This is a genomic window from Polymorphobacter multimanifer, assembly GCF_014205635.1.
GTDB classification, from domain to species: Bacteria; Pseudomonadota; Alphaproteobacteria; order Sphingomonadales; family Sphingomonadaceae; genus Sandarakinorhabdus; species Sandarakinorhabdus multimanifer.
This window is the reverse complement of the sequence record NZ_JACIIV010000016.1, coordinates 43,355-62,176: the sequence shown is the minus strand read 5'-3', so window position 1 is coordinate 62,176 and position 18,822 is coordinate 43,355. Positions and strand designations below refer to the sequence as shown.

The window sequence follows — 18,822 nt, the reverse complement described above, 5'->3', positions numbered from 1 at the left end:
GTGGGATGCCGTGCGACTGCGGCCCCCCAGCAAATGAGGCTTGCCCATGAAGATCCTGATGGTCCTGACATCGCACGACCGGCTGGGCGACACGGGGAAGAAGACCGGCTTCTGGCTGGAGGAGTTTGCAGCGCCCTATTATGTGTTCAAGGATGCCGGGGCGGAGATCGTGATTGCCTCCCCCAAGGGCGGTCAGCCGCCGCTCGACCCGAAGAGCGACGAAGCCGATGCGCACACCGAGGCGACGGCGCGCTTCAAGGGCGATGCCGAGGCGCAGGCGGCACTGGCGGGCACGGTGGTGCTTTCGGAGGTTTCCGCCGATGGATTCGACGCGGTGTTTTATCCAGGCGGACACGGGCCATTGTGGGATCTCGCCGAGGATGCCGACAGCCGGGCGCTGATCGAGGCCTTTGCGGTGAGCGACCGGCCGGTGGGCGCGGTGTGCCATGCGCCGGGCGTGTTCAAGGATGCGCTGCGGCCCGATGGCGCGCCGCTGGTGGCGGGGCGGACGGTGACGGGCTTCACCAACAGCGAGGAAGAGGGGGTGGGGCTGACCGATGTGGTGCCCTTTTTGCTGGAGGACATGCTGGTGGCCAAGGGCGGCGACTATCGCAAGGGTGCGGATTGGGAGTCGTTCGTGGTGGTGGATGGCAAGCTGGTGACGGGGCAGAACCCGGCGTCTTCGGCAGAGGCAGCGGAGCGGGTGCTGGGGTTGCTTTGAGGACGGTTGGCGCTGGATGACCTGCCTCGGGCCGCGGATGTCGGCCGGCTATGCTCGTTGACGCGTTCCTGTTGACGCGTCCCTCAGAAATCCACCGTGACATAGCCCTGGATCAGCCTTCGCGGGAATTGCGAGTAGGCGCCGGCGCCGCGGAGTTCGAGGCTTTCCGTGTCGAGGAGGTTGGCGACCTGCAGGCGCAGGACGGCGGCCTTGTCGGCGAGGCGGAAGGCGTAGCGGCCGCCGAGATCGATCACGGCGCGGGCGGGGATGGCGGTGAGGTTGCTGACCGTGGCGGTTTCGGCGCTGCGGTAGGAGAGGCGCATGTCGAGCGACATGCCGGGGGCGAACGTTGGCCGCCAATCGCCGCTCACCTCGATGCGGTGGCTGATGGCGCCGACCGGGCGGGGGCCGACGGTGCCGAGATCGACGGCGAGGCCGGTGACGCGAGGCCAGAGCAGGACGCCGCCGGCGACGACGCTGAGCGTGTCGGTGATCGGGCCGGCGACCGAGGCTTCGACGCCGCGATTGATGACATCGCCGAGCACATCGAAACGGCCGCCGGGGCCGAGATTGAAATAGGGTTTTGCGATATCGAAGGCACCGGCGACCAGGGTGATGTCAGGGGTGACGGCATAGCGGAGGCCGGCATCGAATTGCCGGGTTTTGATGGCGGGCAGCGCCTCGTTGCGGTTGAGGGCGTTGGCCGGGGCGATGCCGCTTTCCTCCAGCCCGGTGACGGCGCCGGCATAGAAGACGAGGCCCGGGGCGAGCTGGGCGGCGAGAGTGACATTGTAGAGCAGCAGCCGGGCGTCGGTTTCGACGAGGGTGCCATCGGGCAAACCCACGCGCTTGCTGTAGTCGGTGGCCTGGAGGCCGGCGGACAGCTCGCCGACATCATCCCAGCGGCCTTCATAGCCGAGGCCGAGGGTGAGCTGGCGGACGCGATCATCCTGCTGGGCCGAGAAATCGAAATCCGGGCGGGGGGTGCGGTTGCGCTCGCCGAGCCGCACGCGGCCGAGCTCGACGACATCGGTGCCGCCGAAGCGGCGGTCGTTGGCGCGGGCGCGGACGATGGCATGGACGAGATGGCGGCGCGCGCCGTCGGTGAAATTGCGGGTGAGGCGCACTTCGCCGCTGGTCTTGATCGAGACGAGGGCGGGATCGACCACCACGCGGTGACTGCCGGTGCCATCGGGGGTGACATCGCGCAGGATGTTGGCGACCGACAGCTCGGAATCGACCGATGAGCGCAACAGGCCGGCGCGAAGCTGCCAATCCGGCGACAGGTCCCAATCGGCGAGCAGGCCGGCGGTGATGTCGGTGCCCTTCACCTCGGCCCAGTCCGGCCCGATGAACACACGTTCGGGAAGGCGCGGCGGCAGGGCGTCGGCGGCGGGCTGGTAGATGGGCCCGGTATCATCGACGATGTTGCGGATGACGTTGATGAAGGGCACGAATTCGAGACCTTCCGCCGGACGCCAGCGCGCGATCAGGGCGCCTTCGACGCGGTATTCCTGCGTCTTGTTGTAGCTGATGTCGCGTTCCGCCGACGCGCCGAGGCCGAAGCTGAGGCGATCGGAGGCCGGCAGCACGGCGTCGATTTCGGCGGTGGCGTTGGTCCAGCTGTTGAAGCTGACCAGCAGGCTGGCGGCGGCAGTGTCCCCGGGGCGGCGGAAGCCGAAATCGACGACGCCGGTGGGGGCGGCAAACGGGCTGCCGAGCGCCGACAGGCCGACACGGATGGTGGAGGTGCGCAGGAGCCGGCTGGTCGGCACGTTGACCGGATCGAAATACAGGCCATCGATGCGGATGTTGCCGGCGGCGACGGGGGAGAAGCCGCGAACGCTGCCCTGGCTGTAGACGCCGATGGTCTCGCGGCCGATGCTGGTGCCGAAGGCATCGCCGGCGGAGCGCACGGCGTTTTCCCCGGCGCGGCTGCCGGTGGCGGCGACCGCGGTTTCAGGGGGCGGCGGGGAATCGTCCGGCGTGATGGCGCCGGGCGCGGCGATGGGGGGCTGGGCTTCGGGAGCTGGGCTTCGGGAAGCTGGGCTTGCGGAAGCGGGGGTTGAGGGACCGGAACAGCCTGCGCCCCGGCTGCTGCCGGGACGACGAGACCGAGCAGCAGCAGGGAGCGGAGAGCCATCATCGCTCCCTCATGCCCATGAGAATGATTCGCGTAAAGTGTATATTATAATCTGATGAGATCAGTAGCGGTAGGTGTCCGGCTTGAACGGGCCGCTGGTGGGCACGCCGATATAGCCGGCCTGCTTGTCGGTGAGGGTGGTGAGCTTCACGCCGAGCTTTTCGAGGTGGAGCATGGCGACCTTTTCGTCGAGGTGCTTGGGAAGCACATAGACCTGGTTGTCATACTGCTCGCCCTTGGTGAAGAGCTCGATCTGCGCCAGCACCTGGTTGGTGAAGCTGGCGGACATGACGAACGACGGGTGGCCGGTGGCGCAGCCGAGGTTGACGAGGCGGCCCTTGGCGAGGACGATGATCTGGTTGCCATCAGGGAACTCGACGATGTCGGTGCCGGGCTTCACTTCGGTCCACTTGTAGTTGCTGAGTGCAGAGATCTGGATCTCGCTGTCGAAGTGGCCGATGTTGCAGACGATGGCGTTGGGGCGCATGTTCTTCATGTGCTCGGCGGTGATGACATCGGCGTTGCCGGTGGCGGTGCAGAAGATGTCGGCACGCTTGACGGCGTCTTCCATGGTGACGACCTCGAAGCCTTCCATCGCGGCCTGGAGCGCGCAGATGGGATCGATTTCCGTCACCATCACACGGGCGCCGCCGTTGCGGAGCGACTGGGCGCTGCCCTTGCCGACATCGCCGAAGCCGGCGACGCAGGCGACCTTGCCGGCGAGCATGACATCGGTGGCGCGGCGGATGGCATCGACGAGCGATTCCTTGCACCCGTACAGATTGTCGAACTTCGACTTGGTGACGCTGTCGTTGACGTTGATTGCGGGGAAGGGCAGCTCGCCCTTTTTCGCGATGTCGTAGAGGCGGTGGACGCCGGTGGTCGTCTCTTCGGAGACGCCCTTCAGGTTCCTGACGGTTTCGGTGAGATAGCCGGGGCGCGCCTTGATGAACGCCTTGAGGGCGCGCTGGAACTCGACTTCTTCCTCATTCTCGGGCTCGCCCATCGGCAGGCCGGCTTCGAGCTTGGCGCCCCAGAGCGCGAACATGGTAGCATCGCCGCCATCGTCGAGGATGATGTTGGCGGTCTGGTCACCCCAATCGAAGATGCGGCCGACATAATCCCAATAATCGGCGAGGCTCTCGCCCTTGATGGCATAGACCGGGATGCCGCGCTCGGCGATGGCGGCGGCGGCGTGATCCTGGGTGGAGTAGATGTTGCAGGTGGCCCAACGCAGGTCGGCACCAAGCTCTGCAAGCGTTTCGATGAGCACCGCGGTCTGGATCGTCATGTGCAGCGAGCCGACGATGCGCGCACCCTTCAAGGGCTTGGATGTGCCGAACTCTTCGCGGAGTGCCATGAGGCCGGGCATTTCGGTTTCGGCGATGGCGATTTCGCGGCGGCCGAAGCCGGCGAGGCCGATATCGGCGATGGCATAATCGTTGAGGGTTTCGCTGGCTTGGGTGGCCATGGGTAGCGCTCCGGAATCGTGGGGAATGGCGCGCTGATACGCTCCGCGGGGTTGATATGCAACTTTCTTTATATCCCGGATTTGGGCGGGTGCTTGTGCTGGCGGGGGAAATCGGGGCAATGATCGGCGTGGCGTGTGCGCCGCGGACGTTGCGGAATTTCAGGCGCTGGAGGGAACGACTTTGCGTGGATTGCTGGCAGCAGGGGTGGCTTTGATGGGCTCGGGCATGAGTGTGGCGGCAACGGCGCAGACCTATCCGGTGACGGCGACCGGCCCGGTGGCCGAGACGCTGCACGGCGAGCGGATTGCCGACCCGTATCGCTGGCTCGAGGATGATGTGCGCACCTCGCCGGCGGTGGCGGAATGGGTGGCGGCGCAGAACAAGGTGACGGGTGCCTATCTCGCCACCCTGCCCGAGCGCGACGCGATTGCCGCGCGGCTGAAGGCGCTGTGGGATTATGAGCGGTTCGGCGTGCCGCGGGTGCGTGGGGGCGTGCAATTCTACACGCGCAATTCGGGGCTGCAGAACCAGGCGGTGCTTTATGCGGGCGACAAGGTTCTGATCGATCCCAACCCCTGGGCGGCCGATGGCGCGACCGCACTGGCGGAATGGGAGCCGTCGCCGGATGGCAAGCACCTGCTCTATGCGGTGCAGGATGGCGGCAGCGACTGGCGGACGGTGAAGGTGCGCGATGTGGCGACGGGGGCGGACCTTGCCGACCGGATCGAGTGGGTGAAGTTCTCAGGCCTGGCCTGGACGAAGGATGGCAAGGGCTTTTTCTACTCGCGCTTTGCCGCCCCGGCGAAGGGACAGGAATTTCAGTCGGAGAACCTCAACCAGCAGGTTTACTTCCACGCGCTCGGCACGCCGCAATCGGCCGACCGGCTGGTGTTTGCGACGCCTGAAAACCCCAAGTGGAACAACTCGGCTGAAGTGAGCGAGGATGGCCGCTGGCTGGTGATCACCTCGTCCGAAGGCACCGACGAGCGGTTTCAGGTGACGGTGGCCGATCTCGCCTCGGGCGAAGCGCCGCGCACGCTGATCAAGGGGCTGGAGCATAGCTGGGGGTTGGCAGGGAGCGAGGGCGACACGCTGTTCCTGACCACCAACAAGCAAGCGCCGCGCTACCGGCTCGTCGCTATGAATGCCCGCACCGGGGCGATGACGGAGCTGGTGGCCGAAGGGCCCGACACGATCGTGGGGGCTGCCAAGTTGGGCAACCGCTTCGTGATCGAGACGCTTGCCGATGCGCGCTCGAAGGTGCGGCTGCACGAAGCCACCGGCGCGCTGGTGGGCGAAGTGCCGCTGCCGGGGATCGGCTCGGTGACGGGCTTCGAAGAGAGTGCTGACGGCGTCACGCATTTCAGCTTCTCGTCCTTCGCCACGCCGGCGACGATCTGGCGCTATGATGCGCGATCGAACGCCGCCAGCGTGCTGCGCCAACCCAAGGTGGCGTTCGACGCCGCCGATTATGTCGTGCGGCAGATGTTCTTCACCTCGAAGGACGGGACGCGGGTGCCGATGTTCGTGAGCCACCGCAAGGACCTCGACCCCGCGAAGACGCACCCTGCCCTGCTCTATGGCTATGGCGGCTTCAACATCTCGTTGCCGCCGGGCTATTCGGCGTCGCGGCTGGCGTGGATGGCGATGGGCGGCATCTTCGTACAGGCCAACCTGCGCGGCGGCGGCGAATATGGCGCGGCCTGGCACGATGCCGGGCGGCTCGCGAACAAGCAGAATGTGTTCGACGACTTCATCGGCGCCGGCGAAGCGCTGGTGAAGGCGGGGCTGACGTCGCCCGCGCAGCTTGCCATCCAGGGTGGCTCGAACGGCGGGCTGCTCGTGGGCGCGGTCGTCAACCAGCGGCCCGACCTGTTTGCTGCGGCGCTGCCCGCGGTCGGCGTGATGGACATGCTGCGCTTCGACAAGTTCACCGCCGGGCGCTACTGGATCGACGATTATGGCGACCCCGCCAAGGCCGCCGACTTCAAGGTGCTGCGGACCTATTCGCCCTACCACAACATCAAGGCCGGCACCCCCTACCCCGCCATTCTGGTGACCACCGCCGATACCGATGACCGGGTGGTGCCGGGGCACAGCTTCAAATATGCCGCCGCGATCCAGGCAGCGAAGCTGGGGCCGAAACCGCAGCTGATCCGCATCGAAACCCGCGCCGGGCATGGCAGCGGCAAGCCGACCGACAAGATCATCGCCGAGGCGGCGGACCTTTGGGCGTTTGCGGGGTATTGGACGGGCCTGACGAGGAAGTAGCCTCCGGCGGCTGGGGCCTTAGGCCCCAGACCCCTTTAGTTGGGCTGCGATCTGGGCGACGAGGGTCTTGTCGCCGGTGGCGATGACCTGGCCGTTGCTGGTCTGGGTGAGGGGGTGGCCTTCCCAATCGGTGATGGCGCCGCCGGCACCCTCGATGATGGGGACGAGGGCGGCCCAGTCGTGGAGCTTGAGGCTGGCTTCGACCACGGCATCGAGATGGCCCGAGGCGACGAGGCCGTAATTGTGGCAATCTCCCCCGTAGAGGACATCGAGGGCGACCTGCTGGACGCGGGCGAAGGCGGTGAGGTCGGCCAGCTCGAAGGCGTGCGGGCTGGTGGTGCCGATGCGCGCCTCGGCGAGGCTGGCGCAGGCGCGGGTTCGGGTTGGCTCGCCGTTGAAGAGGGTCGGCTCGCCCGCCACGCCGAGCCAGCGATCGCCGATGATGCATTGGTCGATGATGCCGAGCACCGGCACGCCGTCCTCCAGAAGTGCTATCAGCGTGCCGAACAGCGGGCGGCCGCTGATGAAGGCGCGGGTGCCGTCGATGGGGTCGATCACCCAGAGCCGCGCCGCGCTGGCGTTGGTGCTGGCATGCTCCTCGCCGATGACGCCGTCGTTCGGGCGATGCTCGGCCAGCAGCTGACGGATGGCGGTTTCGGCGGCCTCGTCGGCCTGGGTGACGGGGGAGGCGTCGCTCTTGGTTTCGACGGCGATCTGGCGGCGGAAGTGCGGGCGGATGACGGCGCCAGCGGCATCGGCGAGATGCTGGATGAGGGCGATATCTTGTTGGGAGACTGGCATGGCAGCGGTGTAGCCCAGCCGCGTGGCGTGACAAAGCCCCCTGCATTAGGTGGTTGCGTGCGCAGGGTTTTGCGGGAAGATGCGGCAATTCTGGAGGGGACTTTTCGATGCGGATGATGACTTTGGCGATTGCGGCGCTGATGAGCGGCAGCAGCAGCATGGGCGCCTGGGCAGCGACGCCGGCGGAGATTGCAGCGCTTGAAGCCCGGTTCGATGCCAGTGTGAAGTCGGCCGACCAGATGGCGTGGCTCAAGCAGATGGCATCGGCGCCCAACCATGTCGGGAGCCCGCACAATCTGGAGAATGCGCGCTTCATCCGCGACCAGTTCCGTGCCTGGGGGTGGCAGGCCGAGATCGAGACCTTCGATGTGCTCTACCCGACACCGCTGGAGACGCGGCTGGAGATAGTTGGTGGCCCCGTGCTGGGGGGGCAGGAGCCGGGCATCCCCGAGGACGAGACGTCGAACCGGCTTGAGGGCGCGCTGCCGCCTTATGTGGCGTTTGGCGCGGACGGCGATGTGACCGCCGATGTCGTCTATGTGAATTACGGTCTGCCCGAGGATTATGAGGCGCTGGCGCGGATGGGAATCAGCGTGAAGGGCAAGATCGCGCTGGCGCGCTATGGCGGCGGCTGGCGCGGGTTGAAGCCCAAGCTGGCGCAGGAGCAGGGGGCGATCGGCTCGCTCATCTATTCGGACCCGGCACAGGATGGCTATGGCGATGCCGAGGTCTATCCCAACGGCGGCGGGCGGCCCTCGACGGGTGTGCAGCGCGGCTCGGTGGCGGACATGACGCTGTATCCGGGTGATCCGCTCACACCCGGCTATGGTGCAGTGAAGGGCGCCAAGCGGCTCGACCGCGCGACGGCGCCGGCGCTCATGAAGATCCCGACGCTGCCGATCTCCTATGGCGATGCGATGAAGATTTTTGCTGTGATCGGCGGGCCGATTGCGCCGGCGCAGTTCAAGGGCCAGCTGCCGCTGTCCTACCACACCGGCGGGGCGGGCAAGGTGCAGCTGCGGCTGAAGGTGCAGAGCGAATGGTCCCTGAAGCCGGCGAACAATGTGATCGCCAAGCTGGTGGGCAAGGACCGGCCCGATGAGTGGGTGGTGCGCGGCAACCATTTCGATGGCTGGGTGTTCGGCGCGTCCGATCCGCTTTCGGGAATGGTGGCGATGATGAGCGAGGGCAAGGCGCTGGGGGCGATGGCCAAGGCCGGGTGGCAGCCTTCGCGGACGATCGTCTACACCGCCTGGGATGCCGAGGAGCCGCTGCTGCTGGGGTCGACCGAATGGGCCGAGCACCATGGCGACGAGCTGCGGAAGAAGGCGGTGGTGTATCTCAACTCCGATTCGAACGGCCGCGGGTTCTTCTCGGCACAGGGCAGCCACCAGTATCAGAAGCTCGTCAACGCGGTGGCGAACGATGTGAAGGATCCGCAGACGGGGGTGAGTGCAGGTGCTCGCCTTCGCGCGAAAGTGCGTGCCGATGCCTATGACGGGCGCGGGCGATTGAGCGATGCAGCGCTGGTGGCGGCCGAGGCCGGGGGCGACCTGCCGATCGGGCCGCTGGGCTCGGGATCGGACTATTCGGCGTTCCTGCAGCATCTCGGCATCCCGTCGCTCAACATCAGCTATGGCGGCGAGAACGAGAGCTCGGGCAGCTACCATTCGATCTACGACAGCTATGACCATTTCGTGCGCTTCGACGATCCGGGGCTGGTGTATGGCGCGACGCTTTCGCAGACGATGGGGCGGATGGTGCTGCGGATCGCCGAGGCCGAGGTTGTGCCGGTGCGCTTCACCGACCTCGCCGCGACGGTGAAGGGCTATCTGGCCGAGGTGCGGGCACTTGTGAGCAACCGCCAGCGGCAGGACGAGAAGCGCGCGGGCCTGACCGCTGCCGGCATCTACAAGCTGGCGAGCGACCCCAAGGTGCCGGTGGCGGAGCTGCCCGAGGTGGAGAAGACCCCGCAGATCGAGCTGGCGGCGCTGGAGAATGCGGTGGCGACTTTGGAAGCCAGCGCGCGCGCCTATGATGCGGCGTTCGCCGCCAAGGGGGGCAGCCTCGATGCCACTGCGCGCGACCGGCTCAACAAGGCGCTGATGGGGATCGACCAGGCGCTGCTGATCCCCGAGGGGCTGCCGTTCCGGCCTTGGTACCGGCATTCGCTCTACGCCCCGGGCCGCTTCACCGGCTATGGCGCCAAGACCCTGCCCGGCGTGCGCGAGGCGATCGAGGAACGACGCTTTGCCGATGCCAATGCTTATGCGGGGAAGACGGCGGAAGCGATCCTGCGCTTTGCGGCGCGGATCGATGCGGCGCGGGGGGTGATGGGGTAGGAAGGGGCCTCCGGCGGCTGGGGGCGGCGCCCCCAGACCCCTTGCGTTGCGGGTTTGGGGCGTTTGCAAAGCTGTCCGGATGGCGGATATCTGTCGCCCTAGTCAGCGTGCTTGCCCCTCGCGGCACCAGCGTAAGCCCGCCCAAGCAGGACAAGCTCATCCTCGAACTGCTGCGACAACAGGAACTCTGCGTCCTCCAACACGGCAGCGCGCATCGCGCCGAGCAGGGCGCGGCTAAGCACAAAGAGCTGTATCCGATCAAGCGGAGCGGCGCTGCGACTTGCCATACCCGCTTCAGCCTGGGCAAAGGCCATCTGCAACTCCGCTGCTGAGAGCTGACGCAACAACGCCAATACCACCACCCGCCGCGCGCGTGTTCGCTCGCCGAAAGCGCGTAGAAAGGTTCGGATCGCTTGTCGGTCGGGAGCGACGCTGCCTGGTTTGGGTGCTGGATCGTTTCTGAGTTGAGCGCCTACGAGCGCCATCTCTCGTCTGCCCATCTCCACCAGGATCGCATGTTTGTCCGGAAAATAACGGTAGATTGAGCCCACCCCAACGCCGGCGCGTTCAGCAATGGCGTTGGTGTTGAAACCGGGCTCACCCGCGATCTCCAGAATCTGAGCTGCCGCCTCGAGAATCACATCCACGGTTGCCAGCGAGCGCTGCTGGCGCGGCCTAACCCTCTGGATAGCAACAACTTGTTCAGTCATACTTGCCTATCCTTGCCCCTTTTGGAACTGGAGTAAGAAAAGCGGAGCTTTGCTCATAGCGTTGTCGAAGTCGAGGTTGGGGAGATTGTGATGACTTGGGCCAAGGAGCGGTTGGACGCACTTGTTGCCGGCACGGCGGTTACCCCGCCGGTTGTGGAGACGCTGCGCCTTGGCACCCTTCGGGAATGGGGTGAGGGCTGGATCAAGAAGGACTGGGCGCCAGCGCCTGAGCTGCTGAATTCCGACGGTTCGCTGTTTGGCGGCTATATAGCTGCGCTGGCTGACCAGGCACTCGCGTTTGCCGCAATGACCATGGTGCCGCCCGATGCGGCTTTTCGGACCATCAATCTGCACGTCAATTTCATAAGGGTCGGCCGGGCACACCCATTGTGGATCGAAGCTCGGGTCGTGGCGACGACACAGCGGTTGCTTACGGTTCGCGCTGATTTCCGCAGAGATGACGGCACGCTGATTGCCGAAGCCTCCGCGCAGCAGCTTGTTGCACCATTCGGCGCCCGAGCAGAAAGCGGCCAATAGATTGCAAGCGACACTATCGCATTTTGCAAGGGCTGGGCTCGGTGCAGGCATTTGATTGCGCTGCGCGCGGGGATGGCGGCCTGGACGGTCCTTGGGCCCCGGGTCGAGCCCGGGGCGACGGTGAATTTTGGGCTTCATGCCTCCCAAAATGGGGTGCAGGGGACAAGTCCCCTGCCCGCCGGAGGCCCCTTTACTTCGCCTCGGGCGGGGCGGGGAACTTCACGTCGGGGGTGGTCTGGTCGATGTCGTGGCGGATGAGCCAGCGGCCTTTGCGGTCGCGGGTGTAGACGATGAGGGAGCGGCCGGCGTCCTTGTATTCGCGGCCCTGGGTGCGAAGCGTGAACCAGTATTTGTTCATCGAGAGGGCGGTGTTGCCGCGGACTTCGAGGCTTTCTTCGAGGAGCAGGAAATCGGCGTCAGGCGGGGTGCGGAGGCGGTTGGCGAAATAGCCGCGCACGGCGTCCCGGCCGGTGAGTTTGGGCTGGTCGTGGAGGGCGACTTCGGGATTTTCGGCGTAGAGGGCCATGAGGGCTTCGAGGTTGCCGGCCTTGAAGGCGCTGACCCATTCGCGGCCGGCGGCGCGGACGGCATCCTCCTTGGGGCCGGCAAGTGCCGGGGTGGCGACCAGCAGCAGGGCGAGCAGGAGCGGCTTCATTTCTTCAGTTCGCGGGCGAGCGCCTTGGCGGTCTTGGCGCCATAGGGGGGCTTGAAGCCGGCGAGGCCGGCGAGATCGAGTTTCGGCTGCGAATAGACGCTGCGGGCGTGGCTGAACTCCTTGAAGCCATCATGGCCGTGGTAGCGGCCCATGCCCGAGGGGCCGACGCCGCCGAAGGGCAGGTCTTCGGCGGAGATGTGGAAGATGACGTCGTTGATCGTCACGCCGCCCGAGAGGGTGCGGTCGAGCACCAGCTGGGCTTCGTCCATGTTGGTGCCGAACCAGTAGAGGCCGAGGGGGCGATCGCGGCGATTGACGGTGGCGATGGCGTCGTGGATCTTGTCATAGGCCTGCACCGGCAGCAGGGGGCCGAAGATTTCCTCCTGCATCACGGTCATCTCGTCGGTGGCGTTCTCGATGATGTGGAGGGGCATCTTGTTGCCGTTCTGGCTGGCGAAGTCTTCGTTGGCCGGGTTGACGATGTGGACGGTGGCGCCCTTGGCGCGGGCATCCTCGACATGCGCCTCAAGCCGCGCACGGTGGCGATCGCCGAGGACGCTGGTGTAATCGGGGTTGGCGAGCATCGTGGGATAGAGCTTGCCCGTGGCGGCCTTGAGCGCGCCGATGACGAGGCCCTGCATTTCATGGGGAACGAGCAGATAATCGGGGGCGAGGCAGATCTGCCCGGCGTTCATCAGCTTGCCCATGGTGATGCGTTCCGCGGCGGATGCGACATCGGCGGTGCGGCTGATGATGGTGGGGGACTTGCCGCCGAGCTCGAGGGTGACGGGGACGAGGTTCTTTGCGGCGGCGGCCATGATGTGGCGGCCGACGGGGGTGGAACCGGTGAAGAGGAGATGATCGAACGGCAGGCCGGAGAAGATGCGGCCGACGGTGGCATCACCGGTGACGACGGCGACTTCGGACGGATCGAAATAATCGGCGATGAGCTTCGCCATCAGCTCGGAGGTGACGGGGGTGAATTCGGAGGGCTTGATGAGCGCGCGGTTGCCGGCCGCGAGCACGCCGGCCAGCGGTGCGAACGTGAGGTTGACCGGGAAATTCCAGGGACTGATGATGCCGACGACACCCTTGGGGCAATAGTCGATCCGCGCCTTGGCGCCGAGCAGACCGAGCGGGAAATCGAGGTTGCGCTTTTCGGGCGCCATCCAGACTTCGACATATTTGAGGGCGTGCTTGAGCGGCTTGACCGAGGCCATGAGGTCGGTGACCAGCGACATTTCGCGGCTGCGGTGGCCGAAATCCTCGCTCATCGCGTCGACGAGCGCATCTTTATGCGTGAGCAGCAGGTCGAGGGCGCGCTCGAGCCGGCTGCGGCGGGCATCGGCCTTGACCGGGCGCTCGGCCTCGAAGGCGGCGCGCTGGCGGGCGAGCAGCGTGAGCATCGCGGTCTCGGGATCGTTGATCTTGATGGCGGTGGCCATGTGGCCCTCCCTGAAATGACAATATGAACGTGAGCGATGTGGGCAGTGCTTGCAAGGGTGCCGACTGCCGCGCATCGTGCTGCGCAAGCATAACATGCCTTGAGGGGAAATTTCATGGCCGCATGGCCCGCAATGTCGATCGCACAGGCACACGCGGCACTCACCGCCCCCGGGCAGATGCTCGAGATCGAGACGGTGATGATCGAGGGGCGGCCGGTGAAGGCGTGGAAGCATGCACCGCCATCATTGGCGCATGTGTTTGCCGCCGGGCGCGGGCATGGGGACAAGATCTTTCTCGTCAACGAGGACGAGCGGGTGAGCTTCGAGGCGTTTGCCCGCGCGACGCTGCAGCTGGCGGAGCATTTCAAGGGGTTGGGGCTCGCCAAGGGGGACCGGGTGGCAGTGATCATGCGCAACCTGCCCGAATGGCCGGTGGCGTTCTTTGCGGCAGCGCTTTGCGGCGCGATCGTGACACCGCTCAACGCCTGGTGGACGGGAGCGGAGCTGGAGTTTGCGCTGGGCGATTCCGGCACGCGCTTCGTGGTGATCGATGGCGAGCGGCTGTCGCGGCTTTCGGAGCATCTCGGGTCGCTGCCGGGGATCGAGGCAGTGCTGGTGGCGCGGGGCGATGGGCAGGAGACGGCCGATCCGCGGGTGTCTGCGCTGGAAGACGTGATCGGGACGCCGCATGGCTGGGCGGCGCTGCCTGACCGGTCGCTCGGCGAGATCATGCTGCAGCCCGAGGACGAGGCGACCTTGTTCTACACCAGCGGCACCACCGGCAAGCCCAAGGGGGCGCTCGGCACGCACCGCAACATCGTGTCCAACATCATGGCGAGTGCGTGCTCGGGGGCGCGCGCCTATCTGCGGCGGGGCGAGATGCCGCCGGTGCCCGACCCTGCTGGGCCGCAGAAGGCGACGCTGCTCTCGGTGCCGTTCTTTCATGCGACCGGCTGCCATGCGGTGCTCTCCCCTTCGCTCTTCGCCGGCGCCAAGCTGGTGCTGATGCGGAAGTGGGAGCCGCTGGAGGCGATGCGGCTGATCGAGGCCGAGCGGGTGACGGGATGCGGCGGGGTGCCGACGATCGCCTGGCAGATCATCGAGCATCCCGATCGGCATCGTTTCGATCTCTCCAGCCTCGAGACGGTGAGCTATGGCGGCGCGCCTTCCGCACCCGAGCTGGTGCGGCAGATCAAGGCGGTGTTTCCCAAGGCGATGCCGGGCAATGGCTGGGGGATGACCGAGACGAGCGCCACCTTCACCAGCCATGTCGGCGAGGATTACGAGCATCGCCCCGACAGCTGCGGGCCGGCGGTGCCGGTGTGCGAGCTGCAGGTGCGCGATCCGGACGGGCGTGTGCTGCCGCCGGGCGCGGTCGGCGAGCTGTTCGGCTATGGGCCGAATGTGGTGAAGGGCTATTGGAACCGGCCCGAGGCGAATGCCGAGACGTTCGTCGATGGCTGGGTGCGCACCGGCGATCTGGCGCGGCTCGACGAGGAGGGCTTCTGCTTCATTCTCGACCGCGCCAAGGACATGCTGATCCGCGGCGGCGAGAACATCTACTGCGTCGAGGTGGAGAGCGCGCTCTACGAGCATCCGGCAGTGATGGACGCAGCGCTTGTCGGCCGCCCGCACCGGACGCTGGGCGAGGAGCCGGTGGCGTTCGTGACGCTGGCACCGGGGGCAGATGCGAGCGCGCTGGAGTTGCAGGCGCATGTTGCCGCCCGGCTGGCGGCGTTCAAGGTGCCGGTGGCGGTGATGCTGCAGGCCGAGCCGCTGCCGCGCAATGCCAATGGCAAGATCCTGAAGCGCGACCTGAAGGCGCTGCTGGAGGCGTGAGGGGGGAGCCCGCGGCTTCGCTTCGGGAACCAGATGCTTGTGCACAAGTTGACATGCTCAATCATTCGAGGATGTGACCATGGGCAAGGGCTGTTTGTTGTGGATGATCGGAGTGCCGTTGCCGGTGGTGCTGCTTATCTGGTTCTTCTTTTTCTAGACGCGCGGCTGGGCTAGAGAGGGCCGATTCCTTTCAGAAAGCCCCTTTCCCATGAAGTTCTTCGTCGACACGGCCGATATCGCCGAAATTACTGCGCTTGTGGAAACCGGCCTGCTCGATGGCGTGACGACCAACCCGTCGCTTATTGCCAAATCGGGGCGCAATTTCCTCGAGGTGGTGAAGGAGATTGCCGACATTGCGCATGGTCCCGTGTCTGCCGAAGTGGTGGCGACGGACTATGCGACGATGCTCAGGGAAGCGGAGGTGCTCCGCAAGCTGGCGCGCAACATCTGCATCAAGCTGCCGCTGACCATGGACGGGCTGCGCGCGTGCAAGGCGCTTTCGGGCGAAGGCACGATGACGAACGTGACGCTGTGCTTTTCGGCAAACCAGGCGTTGCTCGCTGCCAAGGCGGGAGCGAGCTTCATATCGCCGTTCATCGGCCGACTCGATGACATCAGCCAGGACGGGATGGAACTGATCGCCGACATCCGGCTGATCTACGACAATTACGAATTCAAGACCGAGATCCTGGCGGCGAGCGTGCGGCACCCTGCGCATGTGCTGGCGGCCGCGAAGATCGGCGCCGATGTGGCGACGATGCCGGCGGCAGTGATTCGCGCGCTGGCCAACCACCCGCTGACCGACAAGGGGCTGGAAGGCTTTGCCACCGATTGGGCGAAGTCCGGCCAATCCATCCTTTGAACGGTTCGATCATTTGAGCGGCAGCCGCCCGCTGGCCGCGGCGGCAGCGGAATGGCTCGACCAGTGCGCGCACCAGCGGCGGCTCTCGCCGCACACGCTGCGCGCTTATGCGGCGTCGATCGAGCGCTTCGAGGATTTTCTGTCGCGGCATTTCGGCGGGGCGGTGACGCTCGTGCATCTGGAGGCGCTGACCGCCGCCGATGTGCGCGGCTTTCTGGCGATGCGGCGGGGCGAGGGGCTGGCCAGCACCAGCGTGGCGCGCGAGCTTTCCGCACTCCGCACCTTTGCGCGCTTCGTGCGGGGATCGGGCCTGAAGCTGGAGGCGCTGGCGGGGGTGAAATCGCCCAAGCTGGCGCGGCGGGTGCCGCGGCCGCTGAGTGCGCCCGATGCACATGCGCTGCTGGCGATGACGAATGATGGAGACGCGCCGGAATGGGAGCGACTGCGCGATACGGCCGTGCTGCTGCTGCTGTGGGGAGCGGGGCTGCGGATTTCCGAGGCGCTGGCCTTGAGCGTGGCAGATCTGCCGCTCGGCGAGGTGCTGACGATTTCCGGCAAGCGCGGCAAGGTGCGGCAGGTGCCGCTGCTGCCGGTGGTGCGCGAGGCGGTGGATGCCTACCGGGCGCTGATGCCGTTCGCGGTGACCGAAGGGGCGGTGTTCCGCGGGCGGCGGGGCGGGCCGCTCGATGCCGGGCATATACGGGCAGCGATGCGCGCGGCGCGGCCGGCGCTGGGACTGCCGACAAGTGCGACGCCGCATGCACTGCGCCACAGCTTTGCGACCCATCTGCTTGGCGCGGGGGCGGACCTGCGGGCGATCCAGGAGCTGCTGGGGCATGCATCGCTGTCTTCGACGCAAATCTATACGGCGGTGGATGCAGCGGCGCTGCTGGATGCCTATCGCGGGGCGCACCCCCGCGCCTGAGGCGGCAGCGGCGACCGGTGGCTGGGCCAGCCGGTCGCCGCAGCGCTCATTCCTTGTTGTCGCGGTTCTCGTTGCGGTCCCCGGCGATGGCGCCGGCGGCACCGCCGACGAGGGCGCCACCGACGGGGCCGACACCGACCGCCTGGCCGGCGACGGCACCGGCGCTGCCGCCGATGAGCGCGCCGCTGCGGCCGCTGTTGCAGGCACCGAGGGCCAGAAGGGCGGTGGTGAGAAGGATGGGGGTCGTCATTCGCATCGGGAGGCTCCTGTGGTTTCAGGCCCCGCTTGCATCGACGACATCGGCACCCCGTGCGAACCAGACTCCCGGCCTGGAAGCGAGGGTGACCAGCAATTGCTCGATCGCGTCGATGCGATAGGGCAATCCGCTTATATAGGGAGTCAGATGAACCGGGAGCAACCGGCCGCCGTGCGCATCGACCTCGCCATCGAGCCAGTCGTGCGCATCGAGGAGCTGCTCCTTGAAGCTGGCGGCGCTCTGCTGGCAGGTGGCGATGATCTGGCGATCGGACAGTTCGTGGTTGAGGGGGAGGTTGACGAGCGCGCCGGCGGGGGTCGTCATGCGGTAGGGCAGCTCGTCGTTGACCCAATCGAGACAGTAGCGAAGCCCGGCTTCGGCGAGCAGGCGGGGGGTGTTCCAGCTTTGCGAGCGGGCGATGCTCAGCCAGCCCGAGGGGCGGACGCCGGTGACGGCGTGGAGGACTTCGAGCGAGGCGGTGATGAGGGCACGTTCGTCGGCTTCCGGCAGGCCGGTGGCGATGGTGCCGTTCATGTCGGTCGAGTGCGCCACCACTTCATGGCCGGCGGCGACGATGCTGCGCGCCAGATCGGGGAAGCGCGCCGCCCAGCGGCTGTTCATGGCGAAGCTGGCGTGCGCGCCGACCTTGGCCACCGCTTCGACGAGGCGCGGCACGCCGAGGCGCGAGCCATAGTCGCGCGCGGTGAAGTGGCGATAATCGGGGAATGGCGTCTGCATGTGGCCGGGGGCGCGGAAGGGCGTATCAGTGGGGGTGAGCGGGAAGAATTCGCAACTGATGACGATGACGACCGCGACACGCTTGCCGTTCGGCCAGGTGATGGGCGGGCGCGTGTGGAGGGCGGACCAGGGGAAGAGATCATGGTCGAGCCCGCGGCGGCGGTGCGGGTATTCGAGGTAGCTCGGATCGAGGCTCATTCCCCTGCCCTCCCCCCGGTTCGCCATGCATCGGCGATGGCACCGGCGGTGGTGATCCAGGCGCGGCCATCGGCGGCGATGTGGCGAAGCACCTCCTCGAAGGGGCCGATGCGGTGCGGCTGGCCGATGAGATAGGCGTGGAGGGGGATGCACATGACCGTGCCGCTGTTTTGGCCCTCGCGGGCGAGGCGGTCGAACTGGTCGATGAGGGCTCGGGCGTATTCACGCGGGCTCATGTTGTAGATGAAGAAGCCGTAGTGATCGTTGACTTCGAGGCTGTAGGGCATCGAGATCAGGTCACCCGAAGCGGTGCGCACCCGGCCAGGGCGATCGTCGTGGTAGAGGTCGCAGGTGTAGTCGAGGCCGTATTCGGCGATCAGGTCCATGGTGCGCGGGGTGTGGGTGAGGGCGGGGGCCAGCCAGCCGCGGATGCGCTGGCCCGTGGCGGCCTGGACCGTGGCGATGCTGTCTTCGATGATCGCGCGCTCCTGGGCCTCGTCCATGTCATAGGCGTAGCGGGTGTTGTAGATGCCGTGACTGAAGAACTCCCAGCCGCGGGCGTTGGCATCGGCGACGACCTCGGGGATATGGTCGCAGAGCGCCACCGACAGGCTGACCGAGCCGGGGAAGCCGTGGCGCGACATGGCATCGGCCATGCGCCAATGGCCGACGCGGTTGGCGTGGTCGCGGTGGCTGTAGCCGACGACATCGGGATGCGGGCGTGCCCAGCTCTTGCGGCGCGGGTGCGGCGGCGGATCGAGCTCGTAAAATTCGAGGTTGGGGGCGACCCACACGGCGCAGGTCTTGCCGCCGGGCCAGCGGATGGGGCGCGGGTCAGGGATGGGGTCGTAGAGCTGGGGGTCGGAAGGGGCGGGAGGATTGGGCATTTGTCCGGACAATAGCCGGG

Annotated in this window: 16 protein-coding genes; 7 read left to right on the top strand and 9 right to left on the bottom strand. The window is 66.6% G+C overall.

Features of this window, described 5'->3' with window-relative positions; genetic code table 11:
* The first annotated feature begins 46 nt into the window (after nucleotides 1–46).
* Entirely contained in the window at nucleotides 47–721 is a 675-nt protein-coding gene (locus FHS79_RS11815) for a type 1 glutamine amidotransferase domain-containing protein (protein WP_184200102.1), read from the top strand.
* A gap of 83 nt (nucleotides 722–804) precedes the next feature.
* Here FHS79_RS11815 and FHS79_RS11810 read toward each other — a convergent pair whose 3' ends face one another.
* The gene (locus FHS79_RS11810) at nucleotides 805–2,637 is read right to left on the bottom strand and encodes a TonB-dependent receptor domain-containing protein (RefSeq protein WP_341534452.1); all 1,833 of its coding nucleotides are present in this window, start codon (nucleotides 2,635–2,637) and stop codon (nucleotides 805–807) included.
* A 288-nt stretch (nucleotides 2,638–2,925) separates the two neighbouring features.
* Nucleotides 2,926–4,335, bottom strand: a complete 1,410-nt coding sequence (gene ahcY / locus FHS79_RS11805) for an adenosylhomocysteinase (RefSeq protein ID WP_184200099.1) — start codon at nucleotides 4,333–4,335, stop codon at nucleotides 2,926–2,928.
* A 226-nt stretch (nucleotides 4,336–4,561) separates the two neighbouring features.
* Here ahcY and FHS79_RS11800 point away from each other — a divergent pair, with 226 nt between their 5' ends.
* The gene (locus FHS79_RS11800; protein WP_243452846.1) at nucleotides 4,562–6,607 is read left to right on the top strand and encodes a prolyl oligopeptidase family serine peptidase; all 2,046 of its coding nucleotides are present in this window, start codon (nucleotides 4,562–4,564) and stop codon (nucleotides 6,605–6,607) included.
* 18 nt (nucleotides 6,608–6,625) lie between these two features.
* Here FHS79_RS11800 and hisN read toward each other — a convergent pair whose 3' ends face one another.
* Nucleotides 6,626–7,408, bottom strand: a complete 783-nt coding sequence (hisN, locus tag FHS79_RS11795) for a histidinol-phosphatase (RefSeq protein WP_184200096.1) — start codon at nucleotides 7,406–7,408, stop codon at nucleotides 6,626–6,628.
* Nucleotides 7,409–7,515: 107 nt separating this feature from the next.
* Between hisN and FHS79_RS11790 the strand changes: the two genes are divergently transcribed.
* Nucleotides 7,516–9,750, top strand: a complete 2,235-nt coding sequence (locus FHS79_RS11790) for a transferrin receptor-like dimerization domain-containing protein (RefSeq protein WP_207792329.1) — start codon at nucleotides 7,516–7,518, stop codon at nucleotides 9,748–9,750.
* A 98-nt stretch (nucleotides 9,751–9,848) separates the two neighbouring features.
* On the opposite strand, the gene FHS79_RS11785 is transcribed toward FHS79_RS11790, so the two are convergent.
* Complete coding sequence (locus FHS79_RS11785; protein ID WP_184200093.1) at nucleotides 9,849–10,460, bottom strand: TetR/AcrR family transcriptional regulator; 612 nt, start codon at nucleotides 10,458–10,460, stop codon at nucleotides 9,849–9,851.
* Between the two features lie 153 nt (nucleotides 10,461–10,613).
* Here FHS79_RS11785 and FHS79_RS11780 point away from each other — a divergent pair, with 153 nt between their 5' ends.
* A complete protein-coding gene (locus FHS79_RS11780) occupies nucleotides 10,614–10,997 on the top strand; it encodes a PaaI family thioesterase (protein WP_207792328.1) in 384 nt (127 codons plus the stop codon).
* A gap of 190 nt (nucleotides 10,998–11,187) precedes the next feature.
* Here the strand turns inward: FHS79_RS11780 and FHS79_RS11775 are convergent, their stop codons facing one another.
* Both FHS79_RS11775 and FHS79_RS11770 read right to left on the bottom strand, forming a co-directional pair.
* On the bottom strand, nucleotides 11,188–11,652 hold the full coding sequence (locus FHS79_RS11775) for a YybH family protein (protein ID WP_184200087.1): 465 nt from the start codon (nucleotides 11,650–11,652) through the stop codon (nucleotides 11,188–11,190).
* Nucleotides 11,649–13,097, bottom strand: coding sequence for a coniferyl aldehyde dehydrogenase (locus FHS79_RS11770; protein ID WP_184200084.1), 1,449 nt, complete (start codon nucleotides 13,095–13,097; stop codon nucleotides 11,649–11,651). The genes FHS79_RS11775 and FHS79_RS11770 overlap by 4 nt, the downstream gene beginning before the upstream one ends.
* 114 nt (nucleotides 13,098–13,211) lie before the next feature.
* Here FHS79_RS11770 and FHS79_RS11765 point away from each other — a divergent pair, with 114 nt between their 5' ends.
* The 3 genes from FHS79_RS11765 to FHS79_RS11755 all read left to right on the top strand — a co-directional run bounded on the left by FHS79_RS11765 (nucleotide 13,212) and on the right by FHS79_RS11755 (nucleotide 16,723).
* On the top strand, nucleotides 13,212–14,936 hold the full coding sequence (locus FHS79_RS11765) for a class I adenylate-forming enzyme family protein (RefSeq protein WP_184200081.1): 1,725 nt from the start codon (nucleotides 13,212–13,214) through the stop codon (nucleotides 14,934–14,936).
* Nucleotides 14,937–15,144: 208 nt separating this feature from the next.
* Nucleotides 15,145–15,798 carry a fructose-6-phosphate aldolase gene (gene fsa, locus FHS79_RS11760; protein ID WP_184200078.1) on the top strand — a complete coding sequence of 218 codons (654 nt, stop codon included), beginning with the start codon at nucleotides 15,145–15,147 and terminating at the stop codon, nucleotides 15,796–15,798.
* Nucleotides 15,799–15,811: 13 nt separating this feature from the next.
* On the top strand, nucleotides 15,812–16,723 hold the full coding sequence (locus FHS79_RS11755) for a tyrosine recombinase XerC (RefSeq protein WP_243452845.1): 912 nt from the start codon (nucleotides 15,812–15,814) through the stop codon (nucleotides 16,721–16,723).
* A 46-nt stretch (nucleotides 16,724–16,769) separates the two neighbouring features.
* On the opposite strand, the gene FHS79_RS11750 is transcribed toward FHS79_RS11755, so the two are convergent.
* From FHS79_RS11750 to FHS79_RS11740, 3 genes are read right to left on the bottom strand one after another with little or no spacing between them, the layout of a single operon-like run.
* Nucleotides 16,770–16,979 carry a hypothetical protein gene (locus tag FHS79_RS11750; RefSeq protein ID WP_184200075.1) on the bottom strand — a complete coding sequence of 70 codons (210 nt, stop codon included), beginning with the start codon at nucleotides 16,977–16,979 and terminating at the stop codon, nucleotides 16,770–16,772.
* An 18-nt stretch (nucleotides 16,980–16,997) separates the two neighbouring features.
* The gene (locus FHS79_RS11745) at nucleotides 16,998–17,915 is read right to left on the bottom strand and encodes a polysaccharide deacetylase family protein (protein ID WP_184200073.1); all 918 of its coding nucleotides are present in this window, start codon (nucleotides 17,913–17,915) and stop codon (nucleotides 16,998–17,000) included.
* Nucleotides 17,912–18,802 (bottom strand): polysaccharide deacetylase family protein, encoded by an 891-nt coding sequence (locus FHS79_RS11740; RefSeq protein ID WP_184200070.1) that lies wholly within the window; start codon nucleotides 18,800–18,802, stop codon nucleotides 17,912–17,914. Before FHS79_RS11740 ends, FHS79_RS11745 begins: the two co-directional genes overlap by 4 nt.
* Between the last annotated feature and the right edge of the window lie 20 nt (nucleotides 18,803–18,822).